This window comes from uncultured Thiodictyon sp. (assembly GCF_903828115.1).
Lineage (GTDB): Bacteria > Pseudomonadota > Gammaproteobacteria > Chromatiales > Chromatiaceae > Thiodictyon.
This window is the reverse complement of sequence record NZ_CAIKKU010000093.1, coordinates 1-22120: the sequence shown is the minus strand read 5'-3', so window position 1 is coordinate 22120 and position 22120 is coordinate 1. Positions and strand designations below refer to the sequence as shown.

General features: G+C 63.5%; 24 protein-coding genes. 4 read left to right on the top strand and 20 right to left on the bottom strand.

Features of this window, described 5'->3' with window-relative positions; all coding sequences use genetic code 11:
- Positions 1 to 124 precede the first annotated feature (124 nt).
- Positions 125 to 1084, bottom strand: a complete 960-nt coding sequence (locus tag QZY48_RS03380) for a GAF domain-containing protein (RefSeq protein ID WP_295427713.1) — start codon at positions 1082 to 1084, stop codon at positions 125 to 127.
- A 427-nt stretch (positions 1085 to 1511) separates the two neighbouring features.
- Between QZY48_RS03380 and QZY48_RS03375 the strand changes: the two genes are divergently transcribed.
- Positions 1512 to 3107, top strand: coding sequence for a bifunctional UDP-sugar hydrolase/5'-nucleotidase (locus QZY48_RS03375; RefSeq protein WP_295427710.1), 1596 nt, complete (start codon positions 1512 to 1514; stop codon positions 3105 to 3107).
- A gap of 170 nt (positions 3108 to 3277) precedes the next feature.
- Here QZY48_RS03375 and QZY48_RS03370 read toward each other — a convergent pair whose 3' ends face one another.
- From QZY48_RS03370 to crcB, 4 genes are all read right to left on the bottom strand, one after another.
- Positions 3278 to 4093, bottom strand: coding sequence for a 1-acyl-sn-glycerol-3-phosphate acyltransferase (locus QZY48_RS03370; RefSeq protein WP_295427707.1), 816 nt, complete (start codon positions 4091 to 4093; stop codon positions 3278 to 3280).
- A gap of 4 nt (positions 4094 to 4097) precedes the next feature.
- Entirely contained in the window at positions 4098 to 4610 is a 513-nt protein-coding gene (locus QZY48_RS03365) for a disulfide bond formation protein B (protein ID WP_295427705.1), read from the bottom strand.
- Complete coding sequence (locus tag QZY48_RS03360; RefSeq protein ID WP_295427702.1) at positions 4607 to 4933, bottom strand: DUF190 domain-containing protein; 327 nt, start codon at positions 4931 to 4933, stop codon at positions 4607 to 4609. Before QZY48_RS03360 ends, QZY48_RS03365 begins: the two co-directional genes overlap by 4 nt.
- Before the next feature lie 217 nt (positions 4934 to 5150).
- The gene (crcB, locus tag QZY48_RS03355) at positions 5151 to 5552 is read right to left on the bottom strand and encodes a fluoride efflux transporter CrcB (protein WP_295427701.1); all 402 of its coding nucleotides are present in this window, start codon (positions 5550 to 5552) and stop codon (positions 5151 to 5153) included.
- Between the two features lie 334 nt (positions 5553 to 5886).
- Between crcB and QZY48_RS03350 the strand changes: the two genes are divergently transcribed.
- The gene (locus tag QZY48_RS03350; RefSeq protein WP_295427698.1) at positions 5887 to 6207 is read left to right on the top strand and encodes a nucleotidyltransferase domain-containing protein; all 321 of its coding nucleotides are present in this window, start codon (positions 5887 to 5889) and stop codon (positions 6205 to 6207) included.
- Entirely contained in the window at positions 6185 to 6391 is a 207-nt protein-coding gene (locus tag QZY48_RS03345; protein ID WP_295427696.1) for a hypothetical protein, read from the top strand. The genes QZY48_RS03350 and QZY48_RS03345 overlap by 23 nt, the downstream gene beginning before the upstream one ends.
- A gap of 9 nt (positions 6392 to 6400) precedes the next feature.
- Here the strand turns inward: QZY48_RS03345 and QZY48_RS03340 are convergent, their stop codons facing one another.
- The 15 genes from QZY48_RS03340 to QZY48_RS03270 form a co-directional block, all read right to left on the bottom strand.
- Positions 6401 to 6772: a CrcB family protein gene (locus QZY48_RS03340; RefSeq protein ID WP_295427693.1), complete on the bottom strand. Its 372-nt coding sequence runs from the start codon at positions 6770 to 6772 to the stop codon at positions 6401 to 6403.
- 196 nt (positions 6773 to 6968) lie between these two features.
- Positions 6969 to 9227: a helicase-related protein gene (locus QZY48_RS03335; protein ID WP_295427716.1), complete on the bottom strand. Its 2259-nt coding sequence runs from the start codon at positions 9225 to 9227 to the stop codon at positions 6969 to 6971.
- Between the two features lie 161 nt (positions 9228 to 9388).
- Positions 9389 to 9889, bottom strand: a complete 501-nt coding sequence (locus QZY48_RS03330) for a hypothetical protein (protein ID WP_295427691.1) — start codon at positions 9887 to 9889, stop codon at positions 9389 to 9391.
- Complete coding sequence (locus tag QZY48_RS03325; protein WP_295427688.1) at positions 9886 to 10887, bottom strand: AAA family ATPase; 1002 nt, start codon at positions 10885 to 10887, stop codon at positions 9886 to 9888. Before QZY48_RS03325 ends, QZY48_RS03330 begins: the two co-directional genes overlap by 4 nt.
- Positions 10884 to 12047, bottom strand: a complete 1164-nt coding sequence (locus QZY48_RS03320) for an ATP-binding protein (protein WP_295427685.1) — start codon at positions 12045 to 12047, stop codon at positions 10884 to 10886. The genes QZY48_RS03325 and QZY48_RS03320 overlap by 4 nt, the downstream gene beginning before the upstream one ends.
- 29 nt (positions 12048 to 12076) lie before the next feature.
- The gene (locus QZY48_RS03315; protein WP_295427683.1) at positions 12077 to 12274 is read right to left on the bottom strand and encodes a hypothetical protein; all 198 of its coding nucleotides are present in this window, start codon (positions 12272 to 12274) and stop codon (positions 12077 to 12079) included.
- 18 nt (positions 12275 to 12292) lie between these two features.
- The gene (locus QZY48_RS03310) at positions 12293 to 12532 is read right to left on the bottom strand and encodes a DUF433 domain-containing protein (RefSeq protein WP_295427715.1); all 240 of its coding nucleotides are present in this window, start codon (positions 12530 to 12532) and stop codon (positions 12293 to 12295) included.
- Positions 12532 to 13185 (bottom strand): hypothetical protein, encoded by a 654-nt coding sequence (locus QZY48_RS03305; RefSeq protein ID WP_295427681.1) that lies wholly within the window; start codon positions 13183 to 13185, stop codon positions 12532 to 12534. Before QZY48_RS03305 ends, QZY48_RS03310 begins: the two co-directional genes overlap by 1 nt.
- Entirely contained in the window at positions 13100 to 15751 is a 2652-nt protein-coding gene (locus QZY48_RS03300) for a hypothetical protein (RefSeq protein ID WP_295427679.1), read from the bottom strand. The genes QZY48_RS03305 and QZY48_RS03300 overlap by 86 nt, the downstream gene beginning before the upstream one ends.
- The gene (locus QZY48_RS03295; RefSeq protein WP_295427676.1) at positions 15751 to 16023 is read right to left on the bottom strand and encodes a DUF2442 domain-containing protein; all 273 of its coding nucleotides are present in this window, start codon (positions 16021 to 16023) and stop codon (positions 15751 to 15753) included. Before QZY48_RS03295 ends, QZY48_RS03300 begins: the two co-directional genes overlap by 1 nt.
- Positions 16020 to 16325, bottom strand: coding sequence for a DUF4160 domain-containing protein (locus tag QZY48_RS03290; protein WP_295427674.1), 306 nt, complete (start codon positions 16323 to 16325; stop codon positions 16020 to 16022). The genes QZY48_RS03295 and QZY48_RS03290 overlap by 4 nt, the downstream gene beginning before the upstream one ends.
- 3 nt (positions 16326 to 16328) lie before the next feature.
- Positions 16329 to 17345 (bottom strand): hypothetical protein, encoded by a 1017-nt coding sequence (locus QZY48_RS03285; protein WP_295427671.1) that lies wholly within the window; start codon positions 17343 to 17345, stop codon positions 16329 to 16331.
- Complete coding sequence (locus QZY48_RS03280; RefSeq protein ID WP_295427669.1) at positions 17342 to 17665, bottom strand: nucleotidyltransferase family protein; 324 nt, start codon at positions 17663 to 17665, stop codon at positions 17342 to 17344. The genes QZY48_RS03285 and QZY48_RS03280 overlap by 4 nt, the downstream gene beginning before the upstream one ends.
- A complete protein-coding gene (locus QZY48_RS03275; protein ID WP_295427666.1) occupies positions 17662 to 18078 on the bottom strand; it encodes a nucleotidyltransferase substrate binding protein in 417 nt (138 codons plus the stop codon). Before QZY48_RS03275 ends, QZY48_RS03280 begins: the two co-directional genes overlap by 4 nt.
- The gene (locus QZY48_RS03270) at positions 18075 to 20825 is read right to left on the bottom strand and encodes a DUF499 domain-containing protein (protein WP_295427663.1); all 2751 of its coding nucleotides are present in this window, start codon (positions 20823 to 20825) and stop codon (positions 18075 to 18077) included. Before QZY48_RS03270 ends, QZY48_RS03275 begins: the two co-directional genes overlap by 4 nt.
- Before the next feature lie 665 nt (positions 20826 to 21490).
- Between QZY48_RS03270 and QZY48_RS03265 the strand changes: the two genes are divergently transcribed.
- Positions 21491 to 21856 (top strand): tautomerase family protein, encoded by a 366-nt coding sequence (locus QZY48_RS03265; protein ID WP_295427661.1) that lies wholly within the window; start codon positions 21491 to 21493, stop codon positions 21854 to 21856.
- Positions 21857 to 22120 lie beyond the last annotated feature (264 nt).

Below are 22120 nucleotides of genomic sequence, written 5' to 3'. Positions count from 1 at the left end.
GTCGTTGTCGTGATCGGATTGTTCGATTACGACAACGACAACGACCACGACAACGACCGGGACAGCGTACCCGGGATCTCGGTCAGCACATCAGTTCTGATCGCACCCGAGCCGGGGACCCGCGTTACCGAATCCGCGCCGCAATGCCGCCGGAGCCCCCGGAGTCGCCGAAGGAGTCCCAGTCGGTGGTCGCGCCCCCCCGGTCGCCCCAGGAGTCGAGCCCCCGACCACCGTCCGGACCACCGCCGCCCTCCTCGAGCGCCCGCTGCAGCCGATCCAGCACATCGGCAGCCAGCCGGGTAGCGCCCCGGCCCTCGTAATAACCGGCGATCTCCAACAGCTTGGACTTGGCGAGCAGGGCCTGCTCGCTCCCGTGATACTGCCCCACGACCTTGAGATACAGGTCGGCCGCCTGGTGCAGCCGACCCTGCGCGTGGCGCTGCGCGGCCATCCGCGCCATCAGGTCGCGGCCGGCGCTGTCCGGGTCCGCGGCACCCGGACTGACCGGGGGGCGCGCCGACCGGGGCTCTGGCAGCAGGGGCACGGCCCAGGGCCGGGCCTGCGGATCGGTGCACAGGATTTGGGCAATCAGGGTCGCGATGACCTCCATCAGTGCAAGGTCGCACTGGGCCGAGCGCTCGTGATTGCGCAGCCGGTGGGCGGCCAGGACCCCGACCGGCAGGTGGTCGCGCACGATGGGCACGGCGAGAAAGGCGATCTGCTCGGGCGGCAGCGAGTCCCGGGCCACGGCGCGGGCCAGATAGCCGGGTTCGTCGTGCACATTGGCGACCAGCGCGGCCTCGCCGGTCTGAAAGACCCGCCCGGACACGCCTTCACCGATGCGGTAACGGCCGCGCTCCAGCTCGGCCGGGGTCAGGCCGTGGGCGTAGCGGATATAGATCTCGCCCGCGGACGGGTCCGCCAGCATGACGCGGCCGCGCACCAGCCCGGGGGAACCGGCCAGGTGGCGCAGGATGTCCTGGATGCGTGACTCGGCGTCGTCCCCGCGGGACACGATGCGGGCAACTTGCTGGAGCGCCAGCAACTCGGCGCCGGGGGCGGTGTCGATTCCGGTGGTGTCCATGGCAATTCCGATTGAAAGTGTGACGTGAGTCACATTATGCAATCATTGGACCAGTCGCCGCGGGACTTGGTTGAAGTCCGGCATCAAGTCCCCGCCGCAAGACCGACAACGAACAAATAAAGCATTTTTCGTCAGGATGTTATGCGCGCTTTCCCGAACGCTTCCGAAGACTTGCGTAGCCCTTCGCCGTGTTTCGCGGTCATTCGCGGACTCACGCGGCCCAGGATCATCCGCGGCTGAACACGCATTTTCGGACGCTTCCTGCCATGGGGCTGCCCCACGCCGGTCGACGACCTTTTGTCGGACCGCGTCGAAAAGCTAACATAGCCCACCCCGTAACCAGGTGCGCAAGGGCACCGGCCGCAGGGCTGGTGCCCGACCTGACCAGCGACGGGTCAGGCCTCTCCCACGTTTCCAAGGTGCCCAGATGTCTTTACCGCGGTCCCTGTCGTTGCCCTCCTGGCCCCTGCTCGCGTCCCTCATCGCGCCCCAGGCCGGGGCGGTCTGCCCGCCCGGCGGGGGTCTCACCCTGCTGCATTTCAACGATTTCCACGGTCAACTGGAGTCCTACACGGACCCCCGGGAGCAGGTCGAACGCGGCGGCATCGCCCACCTCGCCGGCACCATCGCGGACCTTCGGGCGCAGGTCCAGGCCGGTCACCCGGGCCGCCCGGTACTGCTGCTGTTCGCCGGCGACCTGCTGCAAGGCACCCTGACCTCCAGCCTCTTTCTGGGCGCGCCGGACCTCGCGCTCTTCGGGCGCATGGGGGTGGACGCCATGGTGATGGGCAATCACGAACTGGACTATGGGCAGGACACCTTTCGCCGCCTGGGCGCGCAGGCCCCCTTCCCGATCCTGACCGCCAACGTGGAATCCAACCCGGAGCCGCTGCCGGTGCGGCCCCAGGTGGTCATCGAGCGACCGGTGGCGCCGGGGGCGGGCGCACTGCGCGTGGCAGTGCTGGGGCTTACTTCCCCGGAACTGGCCACCGCCACCCACCCGCGCAACATGACCGGCCTGAGCGTAGAAGAGCCGGTGGCCGCCGCCGGGCGCCTGGTGCCCGGCCTGCGTGAGGGGGCCGACCTGATGGTCGCTCTGTCGCACATGGGGATTGCGGACGACCGCCGCCTCGCCCGCACCGTCCCCGGAATCGACCTGATCGTGGGCGGCCACAACCACAATCTCTATACCGGGCCGGTGCTGGAGGGCGAGACCGCCATCGTCCAGGTCGGCGAGCGGGGCGGCTGGCTGGGGCGCATGGACTTCGCCTGCCGCGACGGACACCTGGCCCGCACCGGTTACCAGGTCATCCCGATCACCACCGCGAGCCCCGATGACGCGCAGATGGCAGCCGAGGTCCGGCGCATCGCCGCGCAGGCGGACCTGGAACTCGACCACCAGGTCGGCACCAGCACCCGGGAACTGAGCGCCCAGCGTGAGTTGATCCGCCGGGGCGAGGCCCCCTTCGGCGACTTCGTCGCCGACCTGGCGCGGGAGATCACCCTGACCGAGGTCGCCCTGTTCAACGGCGGCGGCTTTCGCGCCGGCATCCCGGCGGGGCCGGTCACCCTCAAGGCGATCTACCAGGCCTTGCCCTTCCGCAATGAACTGGTCGTCGGCGATCTGAGCGGTGAGCAATTGCTCGCCGCCCTTGAGCGCAGCGCCGCCCTGGACCCGCAGGACAACCCCGGGGGCTTCCTGCAGGTCTCTGGGCTGCGCTATGTCATCGCCGGAGGGCATTTGGCCTCCGCCACCCTGGCCGGCGCACCTATCGATCCGGCGCGGCGCTATCGCGTCGTCACCTCGGACTACCTGGCCGCGGGCGGCGATGGTTACACCATGCTCAAGGCCATGGACCATCAGGTGATGACGGGGCGCCTGATCTCCGACATGGTCATCGAGGCCTTTCGCACCGCCAGCCCCATCGACCCGCAACCGGATGGGCGCATCCAGATTCAGGATTTACGCGCAGAGCATTCCGCGATCCCGGACGCCCGGAGTCGCGTAAATCCTGAAAAATAAGGGATGGAAATGCTCGGACCATTGACCACTCCGCAACCGTAGGGTGCGCCGTGCGCACCACGGCGCCGACCGAAACCGTGGCCGCGGCGATCAACCGCAGCCCCTCAAGGTGCGCACGGCGCACCCTACGCCATATAGTCCGAGCTATTGCGTCAGGTGATACCAGACTCTCAGCCCGGACGCGCCGGTCGCGGTCGCCCGCGCCGCCCGGCCGTCTCCGGCAGCCCGAGTGCGGACAGGATGGCCAACCTGGCCTGGCCGGACAGGGAGCGCGGTCCGGCCCCCGGTCCCGGGTGGATCGGCGCGAGGAACTGCACCCTGGCGGCCAGGCCCGGGTGGCGCAGGACGCCCCAGAGATTGGCGGCCAAGGTCTGGTCACCCACATAGGCGATACTGCGATCGGGCGGGGGCGCGTCGGTGCAGCGATAGCAGAGTGCAACCGGCTGGACCCCCAGGCCCGGTTGCAGGGCGATAGCGAAGAGGGGGGGATAGAAACGGGCCACCCCGGCCCCGTCGGTGGTGGTGCCCTCGGGGAAGATCACGAAGGTACCGCCGCGGGCGATGCGTGCGCCAATCTCCGTGGTGACCGCGCCGACCTGGTTGGCACCGCGCGCGATGAAGAGGGTGCCGACCACGGCCGACATCCAGCCGATCACGGGCCAATGACGGACCTCGGACTTGGACAGGAAGCCCAGATGCCCCTGGGCGCCCAGTACCAGCACGTCCAGCCAGGTGATGTGATTGCAGACCAGGAGACAGCGCGGCGCAAGCGTTCCCGCGACCTCCACCCGCACCCCCAGTGCCCGGCAGGCCCGCCGGTACCACCACTGCACGAGCGCGGGCAACCAGGCGGGGCGCGTCTCGGCCCGGGAGACCAGGCGGACCCAGCCGAGGATCAGCACCCCGGTCGTCACATGCTCGAGGTAGCGCAGGCCGCGCCAGAGGGTGGTCAGGGCCGCGGCGCGTCTTGGTTCGGGGTTGGACATCGGCTCAGGCACCGGGTGCGGGGCGGCGCCGACCCGACACGATGGCCCAGAGCGCGACGACCAGACAGGCGCTGAAGCCGATCAGAGCCCACTGCGCCAGGCCGAGCCCGAGGATCGGCGGCCCGGCCTCGTCACAGAACCCGGTAGCCAGGAACAGCGTCGGCAGGCGTTCACCCAACCAGTCGACCACCGGGTCGATGAAGCCCAGCGGCCCACCGCCGCAGGAGGCGCTGTCCGACGGTTGGAGTTGCAGCCACACCTGGTAGGCGCTGATCCCGATCCCGTCCAGCGCGCAGGACAGCGCGAGCAGCCCCGGGACCAGGGCCGCGCGCCGCGGCTCGAGCCCGGCCGCCGCCAGGGCGAGCAGGCCCAGGATAATGAACAGCAGGCGTTGGAAGATGCACAGGGCGCAGGGGCGCAGATCCATCCAAGCGGTGAGGATCAGGCTGCCGACCACGAGCGCCAGACAGCCGACGCCCAGCACCGACCAGAGCAGGCGCGCGCTCGGACGGATCATGACGCCGCCCCATCGGTGAAACCGAAGTCCACCGGCACCCGCAGATAAAAGAGGTTCAGACCCTGCGCCACGATGTGGGCGAGAAAGCGGTCCGCCTCGTCCGCCGTGACGACAAATCCCACCTCCACCGGCAGGTCCCCGGCCAGCTCGAAGAATTGCTCCTCGTGCAGCCGCCCATGGCGCCCGTAGCCGGCCAGGGCGCGGAAGGCCGAGCCGCCGTGCAGGCCGAGCGTCTTCGCCTCCTCCAGCAGCCATTCATAGGCCAAACGATGGCGGTGGCGGCGCTTCTCCGCCACATAGAACTTGAGAAAGCAGCCGGTCATGATGGGTTTCCTATTGGTTCGTCAGGGTCCGCGGCGGCCGATACCATAGCAGTCATCCACAGATGAACACAGATGAACACAGATGATTCACTGGCTTACGCTTGGTCATGGGCTCACCTTGCGGGTGACTGTGACAGCAGCGATAAGCGCATGACAATTCAAAGAACATCTGTGTTCATCTGTGTCCATCTGTGGATTATATGGTTAAGGGCAAGCGTCAGGACCGGAGCATGATCAGGTTGGCCAGGGCCATCCCGAGCGCCGTCAGCGCGAATGAGCCGGCCAGGTGCGAGCCCGCGGCAGCCAGGCCCCAGCCATATTCGCCCCGGGCCAGCAGGGCGACCACCTCCGCCGAGAAGGTCGAAAAGGTGGTGAGACCGCCGAGAAAGCCGGTGATGAAGAAGAGCCGCAGCTCCGGCGGCAGGCCCGGATGACGGCTGAGCCAGGCCACCGCGAACCCGACCAGCAGCCCGCCCAGCAGGTTCGCCGCCAGGGTCCCCAAGGGCAAGGTGGGAAAGACCCCATTGAGCCGCAAACCCAGGCCCCAGCGCAGCAGGGCGCCCAGACCGGCGCCGGTGAAGACGGCAAAGACGGCAATCACGTTTTCAGGTCCCCTCAAGGCATGGCCGACGGGATCGCAGGGCGGCGCGGCCGGGCTGGCGCCGACCCCAGGGGTCCGGGCGTGCTGGGACTGGCGCACCCGCCGGCCGCACCGGCGCCTGGAGCGCGCTGCCGTCCCCTCGACCCACATGCTAACCCGCTCGGCCGGGGATCGCCACCGGGCGACCGCGAATCGGCAGTCCCCTTACCGTAACGTCTGAGCCTGACGCCGCCGAACCACGAACGGCCGACCACGGCCGTCAGACAGGCCCCCTGCCGACACCGGTCTGTCGTAGAATCGGCGGAAGACTTGGCCCACCCGCAACCTGCCTTGTCGGCGGGATCCACCACAGATGAATGACCTGAGCACCAAGCTGCGTCTGGACCTGCGAAGCGGACTGGCGGCGATCTATGGCCCCAGGCTGAAAGGGCTCTTTCTGTTCGGCTCCTACGCCCGCGGTCAGGCTCAGCCTGAATCCGACCTGGACGTCCTCGTCGTCCTGGATCGGATCGACCACTACGGCGCCGAGATTGACCGCACCGGTCATCTGGCCTCGCGGCTGTCGCTGGAGCATGGGGTTACGATTAGCAGGGTTTTTGTCTCTCAGGCCGACTGGAAGGAGCGCCGGACCGCCTTCCTGGTCAATGCGCGTGCAGAGGCCGTGGCGGCGTGACCAAACCGGCGACCTCGACCCGCGCTACCACCGCTGGCTGCTGGACGCCTTCGATAAGCGCCAAATCGGGGATTACGGCATTGATGCCGTGCTGACGCAGGAAGAAGTCCGGGAGATGATCGAGCGAGCCGACATACTCCTGGCGGAGACGACAAGATATTTGACGGCGCCGGAAGGCAGCTGATGCCCCCCCTCAGGTGGACGCCAACCGGGAGCAGAAGGCGAGCAAGTTAACCGGCGACAGATCAGGTTTCAAGACGTCTGCCCGAAGTCCACCGGCACCCGCAGATAAAAGAGGTTCAGACCCTGCGCCACGATGTGGGGTCGAAAAGGTGGTGAGACCGCCGAGAAAGCCGGTGATGAAGAAGAGCCGCAGTTCCGGCGGCAGGCCCGGATGACGGCCGAGCCAGGCCACGGCGAACCCGACCAGCAGGCCGCCCAGCAGGTTGGCCGCCAAGGTCCCCAAGGGCAAGGTGGGAAAGAGCGAATTCAGGCGCAGACCCAGGCCCCAACGCAGCAGGGCGCCCAGACCGGCGCCGGTGAAGACGGCAAAGACGGCAATCACGTTCGCAGGTCCCCTTAAGGCAAGGCCGACTGGATCGCAGGGCGGCGCGGCCGGGCTGGCGCCGACCCCAGGGGTCCGGTCCGGGCGTGCTGGGACGGGCCCGTCCGCTGGCCGCACCGGCGTCTGGAAAGCGCTGCCGCCCCCTCGATCCACATGCTAACCCGCGCGGCGGGGGACCGCGGATCGGCAGCGGGATTCAGCGGGTCCTCGATGCCGTGCCCTGACCAACGATCTCCACGTAACCAATGAGTTCCGCCGAGTAGCTGCCATCGCCATTCGCCGCGCCCTTGTGCCTGAGCTCCCGTTGCAGGGTCGGCTCAACGATGCGCGTGAACAGGTCGATCCGCTCATCCGGCTGGAATACCGGTGCGGCGTCCGTGGCGAGCAGCCAGGCTTCGCACTGGCGCTCGACTGCCGGAACCCGGGTACCGTCCGGCTTGACGGCGATTGGCTGGATCAGGACGCGGCGCTCTCCATGACCTGCGGATGTCTCAACCATCCACAGGGACAGCAACACCGTTGAATCCAGGTCGCCCGCGACGGCGACGCCGATCTCCTCGGGCGGCAGGCTCCGCCAGCGGCCAAGCTCCTCCCGCACCAAGGGGTGATCCAGACCCATCAGCTCCAGGTCGTCCCGCTCGGTGGCAAGGTCACGGTTCAGCGTGAACCTCACGCGGCGCGTGCCCCCGGCCTTCACCAGGTCGTAGGTCTCCTCGTCGACCTTGACCAGCCGCTGCCCAGGATCCGCGACCGCGGCGGACAGGAACCGGACCAGCCGCTCCAGACTCGACGAGACGTCGGAGAAGGGTTTGTAGTCGTCCAGGCTGAATCCTTCAAGGTCCTGGAACAGATCGAACACCACCTGCCTCGCCTCACGCGAGTTGGACAAAGCGGCCTCAAGCTCCACCTGGGTGCGCTTCAGCTCGGGATCGGACAGGGCCTCCTGATACAGGCGGTCGTAGTTGAGCCGCTCGGAGAGCTGTCCCAGGATTTGTGCCCGCAGGTCCTCGGCGATGTTGCCTTGCTCATCCACCTTGCCGACCGTGCGCGCGATCTCCGTCAGCTTTTCATCCAGCAGCAGGAAGATGCGCCCTTCAATGGTGTCTGAAAGTACCAGGTTGTAAACCTGCGCGGTGAAGTTCTGACCGTAGCGGTGAATGCGACCGATCCTCTGCTCCACATCCATCGGGTTCCATGGCAGGTCGAAATTGAACAAGATGCGGGCGAATTGCAGGTTGATCCCCTCACGCCCCGCTGCGGTGCAGACCAGGACACGCGGGCCGTCCCTCTGGCGAAAGCGGCGCTCGGCTGCCACCTTGGCCCCATGATCGCCGCCGCGCAGCACCACCACGCCCTGGCCCGGGAAGGTCCGGTCGATCTCACGGGCGATCAGGTCCACCGTGCCCAGATAAGTCGCGAACACGACGATCTTCTCGTTCGGGTTCTGCCGCCACAGGGTCCCCAGGCCGTCGATCAGCTTTTGGGCCTTGGTCTCACACTGCTGCGGGAAAATCCGCAGCAAGTCGCCGATCCGCATCCGCTCCTCGGGCAGATGCAGGTCCACCACCGCAGATGCCGCCTCCTCGGCATGCGTCGATGAATACTCGCTGCCGTAGGGGTCGGAGGCCATCTCCAACGCCTCCTCGTCCAGCTTCTTGACCAGCCGGTACTTCAGATCGGCCAGTACACGATCCACCTCGCTGCGGCCGATGGCATCGCAAGTGATCCCGAACTCCTCGTGGATCAGCTCACGGGCCTCAGTGAGCAGGCGCTCCCGGCCCTCGATGTCGAGGTCCTGATCGCGCAGAAATGCCTCATGCAGCGTGAGCATCAGCAGCCGGCGCTTCAGGGTCCGTCGCACGGCGGAGAAACTGGAGGCCGCAATCTTCTGGAAGATGGCCATCAGAAAGCCCAGGACACGGCCCTTGTTGCCCTGGCGGCGCGCAAGATCGAAGCCGTCCTGCAGGTACTCGCGCAACCGTTCGTAAAAGAGGCGTTCCTGCGCACCCATCAGGAAGGATTCGGTGTGGACCCAACGACGTGCGAACAGCGGTGAACCATCCGGTTGGCAAGCGTCGGCCTTGGTCCGCCGGAACATGACGGTGTTCAGGCGATGCCGGTTTTCGAGCATCTCCTCCGGACTGCCAAATAGCGTCGGATTCAGGAGCTGGGCCAGCATCCAGAACTGGAAGTGGTTGCCCTGGTGGGGCGTGGCGGAGAGCAGCAGCAGGTCGCGCGAATGATCCTTCAGCGCCTCGGCCAGCTTGTAGTTCTCGGTCTTGCGGACCTTGCCGCCCATCCGGTAGGCGGCCAGATGATGCGCCTCATCGAACACCACCAGGTCCCAGCGGGGGGCGTCCAGCAGTCGCTTGATCCGGGCGGGACGTTTCAAGGTATCGATGCTGGCGATCAGCCGGTCATGCTTGGCGAAGGCGTTGGTCCTGCGGTCGGTGATATCACCCTCGGAACCGAAGACCTCAAAGTCCAGGTACTGAAAAAGGCACGCAGGTAACCATCGTGAACGGGGTCAAGGACGACGCCTTGTCCATACTCATAATGGAGTATCCGGTCGCCGGGTTGAAACTGGGTTTCGATTTCCGCTTCCAAGCGTGGGGCTCAGGTGATGCGCAGGTGGAACAGCCCAGCCGGCTTGGCGCCCTCGCGCAGCAGGACCTCCTGCGGATAATCGAGCGCCTCGCCCCACAGGACGCGACCGAAATCCAGGGTTTCTTGGCCGTGCGGGGCGGCACAGCGCCAGGTTACCGCCTCGGTGGCCGGATTGACCTTGATCCGTCCCTGGCCTGAGGGTAGCCAAAAGATCAGGGCCACCTCTCCCTCGTAGTGGGACTGGAACGACAGGATGGCGTCTTTGATGACATCGCTGAGCCAGAGCTCGGCGTCCTCGGGCGTCAGCAGGTCGAGGCAGCCCTCCAGTCCCGCGACCACGAGGGTGCTGTTGTCGTTGCTCGGCAGGTCTTCAGGCCAGTGGCTCACGGCACGTAGGAACTGACGCAGACTCCATACCTCGCGGGCCTTGCAAACCTGATTGCGCGCCTCCTCGTCCCAGATCCAACTGGTGCCGCGGCGTTGCCAGACGGTATCGAGGGTCTGTCTCATGGGCTGATGCTCCACTGTAATCCCGTGCGCCGGGCAACCTCCTCGGCAAGGGTCAGGAAGTCCCTATAGCACTGCAGCACATTCGTCTGATGGGCTCCGATTGCACCGTCCGCCGGCTTAAGCAGAAACATCGGTTTGCGTGCATCCATCGCCAGGGGCATCAGGCTGCGGTAGTGTTTGATGCGGGTTATCTGATCACCAGCGGGTGCTGTGGGAGCAATAGCGAAAGATGCGTCCTCGCCGAGCACCGACTCGCGATAAACCCCTGGTATACGCGCGTGCCACCGTTCATAAGCCTTGGTAGGTCGCCCGAGACGCTCGGCGTGCTGCATCAGTACGTAGCCGATCGGCGTCATCTCACCCAGGGGCAAAGCGACACCTTTGAGGGGTGATTTAGCATAGGACTGGCGCCAGGTCTCACGCCATTGGCGCAAGACCGGCCCCAGGTTCTTCAGGCCTTGCAGCGAGAACAGGTCCGGCGCGACCGGCACGACCACATGACTGGCCGCGATGAGGGCGGCGCGATTGATGGCACCGAGGTTGGGTCCGACGTCGATTAGAACGACCTCCGCCTCATAGCCCCGTGCCGCCCTATCGATCAAGCGCCAAAAGGCGGAGGTCACACGGAACGCGCGCTCCCTTCCTTCCAGACACCGCGGCCATTCTGTAGACAAATCGTCTTCGAGCCGCGCCAACGCCAAGTCGCCAACCAGCAGCGCAACGCGCTCAGTGACCGGTTCTACATGCGCATCGCGGATATCCCCGGTCCCGCCAAAGAGCGGTTGCACAGCCCCGTAAATGGTTTCTGGATGCTCATTATCGGGCCACAGTTCCTCCAACCGCTCCTCGTTGAGGGCCATAATGGACAGATTCGCCTGGGGATCGAGATCGGCGGCCAAGACCCGACAGCCCAACTCCCCGAACATCCTGGCCAGGTGGTAGACCAGCGAGGTCTTACCGACGCCGCCCTTGTTGTTGAAAAAGGCGATGGTGATCACCTGCTATCCCTCACGATGGCCGCGACAAAGCCAGGCTGTACCTCAAAACACAACCGTTCGCCAAGCAATCGCCGGGCGATGCTGATACCGGCGCCGAACCGCTGTACATAACCGAGCGCCCGCAAGGCCTCCGCCAGATTCGGATTGCGATAGTCGGTCACGCCAGGCCGGCCGAAATTCTCTGGTGTCACGCTGCCGAATGGACCGCCAGGGTTGTGGATCTCGATTCGATCATCGAACCAGTAGACCCTGACCGGCGAATGTGTGGACTCATAGGTCCGGTGCATCAGCGCGTTGCGAACCAATTGGCGAAGCGCGTCGAGCGGATACGCCGCCTCACGCGATTCGCGCGCTACATCCCCGAAGCGGACGCCCTGGACGTTATGCGCGTTCAGCTTATCCTCCAGGCGAAGAATCTGATCGGCGACCGTACCATCGATCAGGGCCTCGTCTTGCACCGGGTCGGCTAAGTCGACCCCAGCGACGCGCAGGAACTGCGTGTAGGCGCCGGGCAGCCAATCCATAGGACTCTTGCCGACGATCAGCAGACCCAATACCGTCGGGATGGGCTCGACATCGGACAGAATCATCTTGGTGGCAGCAAGGCGCTGCCCGAGGTCCCGCTCATTGAACATCAGAACGTCCGGCGCAACGGCCGAGGGCAGATACTCCTGCTCGAAGCGCAGACGGTCCAGATCGTCGATGCTTGCCGAAGGGACCGGTTGCACGTCGAACGGGCGATCACGATGTCGGCGGCGCTCGTTTAGGATGCGCTCATCCTGAGCACTGGCCAATCCCCGCCGCGGTCCCCAGCGCACATGAACCCGGCCGCGGCAACGCGCCGGCGGTGTATCACAAGGCCAAACCGTGATGACCGCGAGATCATGCCCACACAGGTGCCGCTTCTCCACCAACAGGGTGGGCGGCGGCGCGATGTTGCCGTCGGTCTTGATGTCCGCCAGCTGCCGCAAGAACTCGTCCGAAACATCCAGTCCGAGCGGCGTGCCGTCATCTCGCGCGCCGATGAACACGACCCCCGGCGTGCCGTGTCCAGCCAGATCGTTGGCGAAGGCACAGACAGCCTCGCGCACCGTGTCCGGCGCCTTGCCCTTAAACGACTCCTTGCGCTCGACCCGATCCGATTCGAGATCGGTCAGCATGGCTTCGAGTTCCAAATCAGCATAAGGTGTCACAACGATACCCCCTCGCGCCGGATGGCCGCGATCAAACCCGGATTCGGAAAGGTCTCAGGGACGTCCCAATCGTCTTGCCACAGGGGTAAGGGCTGCATATGGATGCCGGTCTCCAACAAGACGTCATAAGCCAGATCGTCCAGCGTATCGAGAAAACGCCTTGCCGCGTCGAGCGTCAGCGAGTCAGGAGTCATGGATGCGACCATTGATCATCAAGCAGCAATTTCATAAGGCAGGCTCACCGAGAGACGGCGTTCGCGCTGCGCCGCAAACATCAGCACGGCCCGCACATGCTCGGGTTTGAGGCTCGGGAAATCTGCCAGCAGCTCCGCCTCGGTCATGCCGCCGGCCAGGTATTCCAGGATGTCGTAGACCGTGATGCGGGTACCGCGAATGCAGGGCTTGCCGCCGCGGATATCGGGGTCGATGCTGATCCATTCGGTCAAGTCGATCATGAGTAATCCTCGTTCGCAAAGAGAGTGCCCTGTCGGGGTTTGACGGCCTGGGTTGCCGCCCAGGCGTTGTAGATTACGGCGGCGCGGGTCGCGGCATTGCGGGTGGATTGGTCCGGGCCCTGTTTGATCAGCCAATCCAGCAGCGGCTTGAGGGCCACATGCGGCTTGAAGTTCTCGTTCTTCAGCGTGTCGGAGGCGTTGATGCCGCTGCCGTCGAAGCAGGCCCCGACCAGCACCAGCGCCTGATCCAGGTCGGCGGTGAGTCTGTGCTTGTGCTTGCCGGACCAGTCGCGGGCGAAATCCAGCGGGTTCGCGCGGGTGTAGACCTTGTTCTTCTCGCTGCACCAGCCACGCTGAACGAACTCGTCAGGTGTGGTGATGGAGCCTTTGAGGAATTTCTGTAGTTGGTCGCGCTTGATCTCGTTGACGTTGCCGAAGGTGCGCAGGAACTGGCGGGTGATGGGCTCGGCGTTGACCGGTGGCGGTTCCTTGCCCTTGTCCGCATCCTCGTCCATGAGCTGGTTGATGCCGACCAGCGCATCTTTGACCGAGATCGGCCGCCCTTCATCGACATAGACCTTGCCGTAATGACGCGAGAAATATTCCAGCGCCTTGCCGCGCCGGATCACCTGGAGGTCTGCCGCCGGCAAACCAGCCTGAGCGTGATTGGTCAGAAGGACTTGCAGTTGCCGCACGTCGGCCAGGACTTCGCGGCGCATCCGGCCCCAGCTTACCGGCGTGGGCTCTTCGGTTCGCTTGCGGCAGAATAATATCATATTCAATCAGTTGCGAGCCAAAGGTGCCCGGCTTTGCTCCCTCTCCTTTCGTTTCGTCACTTCTAATTGGATATGCAGTTTCTAAGTAGAAGCCAGCATCAAAAAGCGACTCAAGCACCGCTGCCCACGGCTCATCTTCGCTATGGTGGAAAGTAAATGCTAAGATACCGCCTTTCTTGAGAATACGGAAAGCCTCCTTCCAAGCGGCGGTGAGAAGGCGGGAATAAAATTCATCTGGATCATCTTTTTCCCTAACAGGATTCGTCACCACCTCCATAGCCTTTGGCGTGTGCTCCGAGTCAAAATTATTCGGATACCGTGCTCGTAGAGCCATTCTTAACCAGACATAAAAGAAATCCGCTAGTTCCGAGTATTGAATATTGTTTCCAAAAGGAGGGTCAGTGATAACTAAGTCAATTGATTCCGAGTCATAGCACGCGAGTTCCGTTGCGGATGCTCGAAGTACATCGGCTCCCGTCATTAAGTCTCCAGGATAAACCTTCTCGCTCATCCCTGTAAGCTGATCTGCGAGGGAGGCATGAGTTTTTCTCAGGTACGCAGTCGAAACAAGCTCCCAAGGATCATTTTTCCAAGCTAGACCTTTATACATTACATCCGTGGTCGAACTCCATGGGCCGTAACCCATCGGAGAAAAAACGCCTACCTCGACAACATTCGTCTTCGGATGATAATTGTTATTTGACATTGATGGCGCTAGCTTGTCAAGCTTCATGTGCCAAAAGGAAAACATACACTGGTTGCGTAGATACTGCTGGAATGATCCGAGTACGAATTCCCGCGTTTCCCACCTATGGCAATCGGGATTCACCGTCAGGATGGCCTTGAGCAATTGGGAATGTACTAGAAGCTGGCGTGGGTTAAACATTTCAAAAAAATGAGGGTATCCGTGCTCTGGAATCCGCTGATAACTGGTCTTGAAACCTTCCGGTAAGGCTTCACGCGGCCAGTAGTCGGCGAGATCAGCATTCCTCCGCGCTTCCCATTCCCTATGTGCTGCATCAAACTGGGAGGATACAGAATGATCGGCAGCGAGAAAAAAACGTCCTCCGTATGCGCCTCCGGTTTTTGCTAGTTTTGTCGAGTATCCCTGCAGCGCATATAGTGCCATGGGTCCTGACTTACCGAATGCTGTCATTGTCGCAAGAACGTCCTGCGTCGTACCACACGCAGCACACGTAAATGTCGAACGTCTTGGAACGTTGCCCCCAGCACTGCCAGATTTGAACGACACCGATGTTTCTGAACAGGTGACTTCATCGGGAAGTTCGCCTCGTACCTCAAGGAGCCGAATCCTTGATGCCCTTTCTTGATTCCAGCGTGCCGACGACGCTGCATCGTCTTGAGCTGATCCACCAAATGGCAGACCGCATTTATCTTGCTTTGAGCTGCCCGAGAGCCAGTACGGGTGTACCAGAAGGCTGAGAGCTACTTTCTTATTTTTCCCTTTGCCGAGCTTCACTAACTCCGTGTGTCCGCAGTGCGGGCACACGACACCTTTCTTGCGGTCAAGCACTGAGTACGGTTGCTCTGAAGGGGCAACGTAAAGTCGCACGTCGGGTGCCATACGCACAGCCTCTCCTTCTACGTGGAAACGCCGACAGCACTTGCTGCAGCTATGCTCCCAGTGTTTGACGCTGAGCGTCTTTACCGCCATCAGTGGACTGGCCATGATCGGCGTGCGATGACCGCATCCGGTTACCTGACAAGGTCCGTGCTTCGCCCAAAAGGCATAAATGATCTCCGGCCCTTCGTAGCTGTACTCGCGCCGCTGTTCTGGGGTCAGTGCCAGCGGATCGAACCCATCGCCCTCGACCCGACCGGTCGGCAGGTGGGTCCACTGGCCCTTCTCGCCATTGGGTCCGTCGCAGTAGTAGTAAGGCATGATCTGCGGCTTGACCTCGGCCTCGATGTCGGCGAGCAGCCGCTTCACCTCATCCAGGTCGACATTGGCCAACTCCTGCTTGACGACAAACCAGGCGACTGGGTTCAGGTCGTTGCCGATCATCTGCATCCCGAGCCGTGAGCCCTCGACCAACGTGGTCCCGCCGCCCATGAAGATGTCAGCGACCTTGAGGTGGCTGAATGCACCCTTCCTCTGGTGATTGGCGTAGTAGTTGTCCCACACCAGCTTGGCGGCGTGCGAGGGGTCATCCGGGGCTTTGGTGGCCGCCGCAATCAGCATGGAGCGAAAGACGCTGGAGCGCCGCCGTGCCCACCATTTCGACATCTGATAGATGGGCTTGCCGGCGTTACCCTCGATGATCGCCACCTGATTCACCGGCAGGATCGGAAAATCCACCTCCAGACAGGTCTTCGGACGGTTGGGGTCGTTGAAATCGACGGTTTCCAGCGCAACGATCTTGCCTGCACCCACTGCCCGGGCGACTTGTTGTGCGAGGATCTCTTTCTTGGTAGCCATCAGGCCGCGGTCTCCATGGGGTAACGGTGTTCCAGGTCATTCCGGTAGAGGTCGATGACCGGAAAGCACAGGTCATAATCGCCCCAGACCAGTTCTCCATATGCAATTCGGAAATCGGAAAACTGCGCGGGGTCCAGCCAGCGCCGGATGTCGGGGTGCAGCGAGCCCGTCAGAAATGGGCGGAAATCCACCGTCTGCTCCGTGCCGTCATCAAACCCGAGACGAATTCTGTAGTCCCCGACCAGGTCAGCAGCAATGATGTTGATGATCATTTCAGTCTCCGGGTAATGCGCTCCGGCTTGATCGGCTTATGGAGCACGAAAAAGTCAATCCATTTCGCCACAATGTCATCCGCGCGAGCGGCCACGATTTCCTCGAAGTAACGCAGTTCACCGAGTACCAGGGGTGCGCGCCCTGTCATTACGGTATAACGGATGTCTGTCACGACACCATCGACCACGATGAGTTCCGCCCGGGTTTCACGTCCCTGAAACTTGCCATGGACATGAATGGGCTCATGCTCATTGGCGTAGAACATCACGATCAGACCGAAATAGTCATAGAGCTTGGGCACGGCCTAGTTCCGGCCGATCTCGACGAAGGGCGACAGGACCTCCAGCAGCGACAGGCCCCCGTGCGTCAGGGTCGGGTAACCGCCTTGGCTTTTCCATTTCCTTCGGCCAAGGGCCAGGAGATGGGGACCCTGGGGGCTGTCGACCTGGAGCGCTACTGGCGGCACGAAGGGTCCGGGGTCTGCGCTTCCGGCGAGGCTGCGTCCACTGGCGAAGGTCGCCTTGAGGAACTGGCCGACCTCGCCATCCGCGTCGGGAAAGGTACCGGTCGCAGCATAACCGTGGTCTGAGGTGATGACCAATCGTCGCCCCTGGGCCAATCGCTCGATGAAAAGCCAGAAGTCGTCACTGGTGAGTTGCTGGGCGGCGTCTCGGGCCAGGGTGTCGAGTCCCTGACCAGCGCCGGCCCCATCGTGAATCTTGCTATCCGGCCAGTGATGCCAGAAGACCCAGTTCGGCTGACTGTCGATCAACCCCGCACAGTCCCGCCAGGGCAGGTCGACGCATTCGGTGTGGGTGGGATGCAGCTTGTGATTGTTGCCGCCGCCGTTGTTCTGCAATTGACTGCGGCTGCTGAAACCGAGTGCCTGGGCGAATGCGTTGGTCTCGCCGGGAAGCTCTGAGGCAGTGGCTGCGACCTGGTGCAGGGTGAAGCCGCGCGCCTGCGCACCCTGGATCAGCCAGGGGAGTTCGCGCAGCGAGAGCCCATCAAGGATCAGCACGGCCTTGGCACCCCCGCCCCCAGAGGCGGGTTCGGCCCACCAGCGCACGAGTCGATCAGCGGTGCGCTCGACCCCACTGAGGCTTGGGTCGCCAAATACCTGCCAAAGATCCCATCCGCTGGAGGATAGAAAGTGGTCGAGCACGCCGATCTCGCGATCACGCCTCGTCACCTCACTGGCCGCTTTGCCTTCGGTCAGCGGCCGGGATGCGATCTCGACCGCCTGGTCGATGATGAGCCGCCAAGCCTCCGCCGGGGTCCCGCGAGCGAGCCGGGACAGCAGGTTTGCATCAAGGCTCATGACGCCTCCCTGGATTTGACGAGCACTTTGTGGGCTGCGATCAAGCGGCGAAACTCCTCACCCGTGTTGGCCCAGTCGATCAGGTCGACCTTCCAGGGTAGGTCGGAGTCGGACAGGGCCTCCCGTATCTCGGCCAGCCGCTCAAGCCCTAGACCGGGTTCGGCGACGATGGCCAGGTCCAGATCGGAATAGGGTTTAGCCGCCCCCCGAGCGCGGGAACCGAAGGCCCATACCTCGCAGCGAGGGACATGCCGATCCAGGATATCGGTGAGGATCAACCATTCCTCGGGCCGAACCGCGATGGGGGGCGACGGCGTCATGATCCTGACTCCGTCAGGCGCTCAGTTAGCCGATCGCGCAGGTGGATCACCTCGCCGAGAAAGGCCGGAATGCCGGCGACGACCTTCTGGGCGACGGCTTCATCGTAGGCATGGCTCGTTTGATTACGCATTTCCCGGAAACCTCGCCACGCCGGCCAGTCGCTCAATAACAGACCGGCCTCATTCGCACTCCGTATCAGGTCGGCAAACGACATGCCGTCGTATTGCGCGGGCGACGCGGAGGTCTCCTCCAGGTACCGTTTGAGCGTTTTGTGACTCAGCTCGTAGGTGAATTCAAAGCGCTGGATGAGTCCGTCGCGAATCTGCAAATCCGAGGTCTCCCGCAGATAGCGCGCCAGACCTTCGTCCAGACGGGCGATGGCTCTTACAAAGGGCTCGATGACGAGCGTCACGAGGGATTCTCCTCTTTCTCCAGGCTTAGCTCAAAGGTCAGGCCATCCGGCAGCTTCTTCAGCAGTTCTTTGAGTTGGGCGCCGGTGGCGGTGGACAACTTGATCGACACCTCCGCGACCGGCGTCGCCGGGCCGATGCCCCAGCTTTCCAACTTGCCGATGAGGTTCAGGGGTGAGGTGGGCGGGTTGCTCAGCGTAACCCGCGGCTTAGGGCCGCCAGAGGATCCGCCGCCAAAGATGCCGCCACCGCTGGGCGTGGTTTGACCACCCGTTGGGAGTTCGGTGTCATCGGGATGCGGTGTCGGTGTTGTGGTGTCCCCGCCCGGCTGGCCACCGTCGCCAGCCCCACCGGCCGGTTGCGGCTCGGGCGGGGCGCTGCCACCGGTACTCGGAACGGCCGAGGGTTCCATGAGGAAGACCTCGTTGAGCTGGCGGCCCGTAATCGAGAGCTTGGGCCGCAGTCGCCGCCAGGCCGTGTCTTCGTCTTCGCCCGGATGTGTTTGCAGGTATTCGAGGCCGCGGAGATTGATGGCGATCCTGCCTTGCGCGCAGAGCCGCAGGATGCGTTCCTTCATGAGCGTCTCGCCCAGCCAGGGGATGCAAAACTGGCCGCCCGGACGGGGCTCCTGCAACTCGCCCAGCAGCTTGCCCACACTGGAGTTAGCCGCGGCGGCCTCCAGCACGAGGTCAGCAAAGTCTTCCGGTACGAAGAGGTCGTTGACCAGTCCCTCTTCGATGGCCTCCGGGATCTGACCCCCTTGCTTCTTGAGGGCCTCGATGCTGAAGCGGCACTGGCTTGGGGTGACGTAGTCCCAGCACTGGAGCACGGCAAAGCGGTCGAACCGTTTCTTGAGATGATCGCGCAACTCACCCTGGTACTTGGTATGGAGCTTTCTGTAGTCGGGACTCTGGCCACTCCACTCCTGGGCCTTCATCTCCATACGAGCGAGGATCAACAGATCGCGATCGAGAAAGGCATTGCCCGAGCCGGAACGTGGGAGCAGGAAGCGGATGGTATTGCGGCGCTTCTGCAACTGGTCTTTGAGCCAGGTGCCGAGACGCTGATCGAGGTTGTCCGGCTCTTCGGGCAGCACCAGGATGGGCAGGCGGTCATCCCAGCGCTCCGGCCGCTCGCTCTCGTCCAGCGCCGTCCAGGGGTCGGTTTGCCAGGTCTTGGGCAGGGCAATTACCCGGAAGGTCTTGGCGACCTCCTCGGTGCCGCCGATGACATAGCGGGTCTCGCGGGCGAGTTGCGCCAGATCGGAACCGTCGGCGAACAGCTTGTCGTTGCGCGCGCAGGCCATCAGCTTGGCCTGCGGGTTCTCCTCTTCGCGAAAGACGAGCTTGGGTCCGTCCGGATGGATGTTGAAGCCATTTTCGATGATGGTCGCCAATTCGACCTGGAAGGCGTTGTCGTCGATTGGCTTGTCATGCGTGATGTCGGCCTGCAGGGTGGCCGGCTCGGCGCCGGCCAGGTTACCGACGGCGATGGACCTTAGCCACAGCGCACCCAGGATTGCCTGCAAATGGGGTGCGACCTTGGCATGATCGCGGACGGCCGCGGTGACCGAGAGGATGTTCTGTTGGGCCTTGGCCCTTAGCCGGCGGTGATGTTCGTTCGACACGGAGTCCAGCAGGGCACCGATGCCGGAGGCATCGTCGTCCAACCGGAAATCCGCGGCCGTCAGCACCGGTGACGCCTGACCGCGACTCTTGTAGAGATTGGCCAGGATGCGAATCATGTCGCGCGTCTCCTGCGCGTCGGTCGCGATCAGGACCTGGTCTTCGAGCAGGCGCAGCAGGTGGGGGGCAAAGGGCCAGGCGGTCAGAAACTCGCGACTCTTGCGCTCGTGCTCCGATGGCGGCACTGCCATCAGACGGAGATATTCCGCGACGTGCGGCGCCACCAGGCCCTCGATCTCGGCCTTGCCGATCTGCAGGCGATTCTCGAAGAGCCGGTGCAGCAACATCCGGCGACGGTCCTGTTGGACCCGCTCGGGGTTACCGCCCGCCATGAAGTCGATGGGGACCGGATTGACGCGGTGCACCTGCTGATAGGCGTCGCTGCTGCCATTGCGGACCGAGATGACGAGGACGAGAAGGTCGGGCCGCTCCTTGGCGATTTCCGACAGAATCTGGATGAAGTTGAAGGCCCAACTCTTCCCCGGGATGCTCTTACTGTCGATCAGGGTGTCAAACCAGGTCTGGAACTCGTCCAGCAGCAGCATCGTGGGCCTGTTTTCGAGCAGTTCGACGATCAGCCGGTCTGAAGGGATGTCGGTCTTGGCCGCGCCCATGCCCTCCCACTTGCCCTTGATGTAGGTACCGTGGGGATGCCGCTCGAACAGGAGGTCCCAGAGAAACTTGTGGCGGTGACGATGCAGGGTCTCGCCGATCACCAACATCTTGTTGCGCAAGGCGATCTGGGCGATCTCCGGCTTGTTGAGCGTGTTCGCCCAGGATTGCAGCCAGGCGCTGGTCGAGGCGGTGTCGTTGACGGCGTGGTAGAGGGCGGCCAGCAGGTGCGACTTACCGAGACCACGCTCGCCGATGACCACGACCGGGCGGCCCTGGTTCGGACCCACCGCCTCGATAGCCTTGAGCAGGTCATGGGTCGGATAGGTGATGTCGAGAAACGACTTGGCCGCGACTTGGGTCGCGCCGGTGTTGGAGTCGTTGGACAGCTCGATGGCCGTCCCTTTCAGGCGTTTACCCCGAAATTCTTCCCGCAAGGTCAGTCCGAGCATTACTCTTTACTCCGTCTTGCCGCCATTTCGGCAACCTCACCCATAATTCTTCTCGCGCGCGCCATCAGGCCAGCAGGCGCAAGGCCGGCACACACTGCGCCGGCGACCCGTTCAGCCCCCCGTTCGCGCACCATCTGTGTCGGCCGCCCGAACGCTACGGCTGGCATAGTTATAACACGTTGATACACGCAAGAACCACATCGACACAGCATCCTGACCATGCACAGAACCCCGCCCGTGCAGGGACAACACCCCCGCAATGGGGGGCGATCCCGGCTCAAGGCCGACTCAAAACGCCTTCGTCAGGAGTGGGGACGCCCAAGCAGGATCCGACGGAATCACCAGCGCAATTGCGGCAGCACTGTCGACCCCGGGCGAAGGCGGGGCAGCGATCCCCTCTCAGAAAGCAAGTCCGCCCGGGTCGAGCGCGAAACGTGTAAGAGTTTGGACGAGAAATGGACCGGAAGCAGCCTGGCCGTGGCGCCTACGCGGTACGCGGGGTAAAATCGCCGCCTATAAGTCACGGATCTCCCGTGTCTTGAACGGCAAACCCGCCTCGTCGGCCGGAGCCGACGACAACCCGACTGACCTGCATTCGCCTTTGACCCTGCGCCGCTCCAACCGAGGCGCCGAAGGCGCCGTCCACCCAGATACAGAGCACCACTATGCCCCTGGTTACCATTTCCATCCTGAAAGGCAAATCCCCGGACTATATCAAGGCGGTCGGGGATGCCGTCAATGCCGCCGTCATCGCGACCATGGACTTCCCCGGGGATGACCGTTACCAGCTTATCCACCAACTCGAACCGGAGTGCCTGCAATTGCAGGAGCGTACGGGCGACCGGGTGATGATGCACCTGGTCATGCGCGCCGGGCGCTCGAACAAGGCCAAACAGGCATTCTACCAACAGGTTGTGGCAAACCTGGCCACCAATCCCGGCATACCGCCCGCCAATGTGCTGATTACGATTACTGAGAACCATGATATTGACTGGTCGTTCGGCGCAGGAGTGGCGCAGTTTGTGGTTTGACCTCGCGCTCTTGACCAGTCGCTGCCCGGCCTTGATCATCGTTCCAGCCGCAGGAAGACAGGAGGTCGAGGCTGCAGCCGGTCGACATCGCAGATCAGCAGCCCTGGTCCGGCTAACGGCCATGGCGCCCGCGCCACCCCGGCAGATGAAAGTCATGCCGATCGCTGGCGAGCGAGCCTGCGTAGTCAGGGCTTCCAGCCCTGACTGCTCCAGCCTGGCCAGGCCAGGATGGCCTGGCTACGCAGGGGACTTTCACGGTAAAGC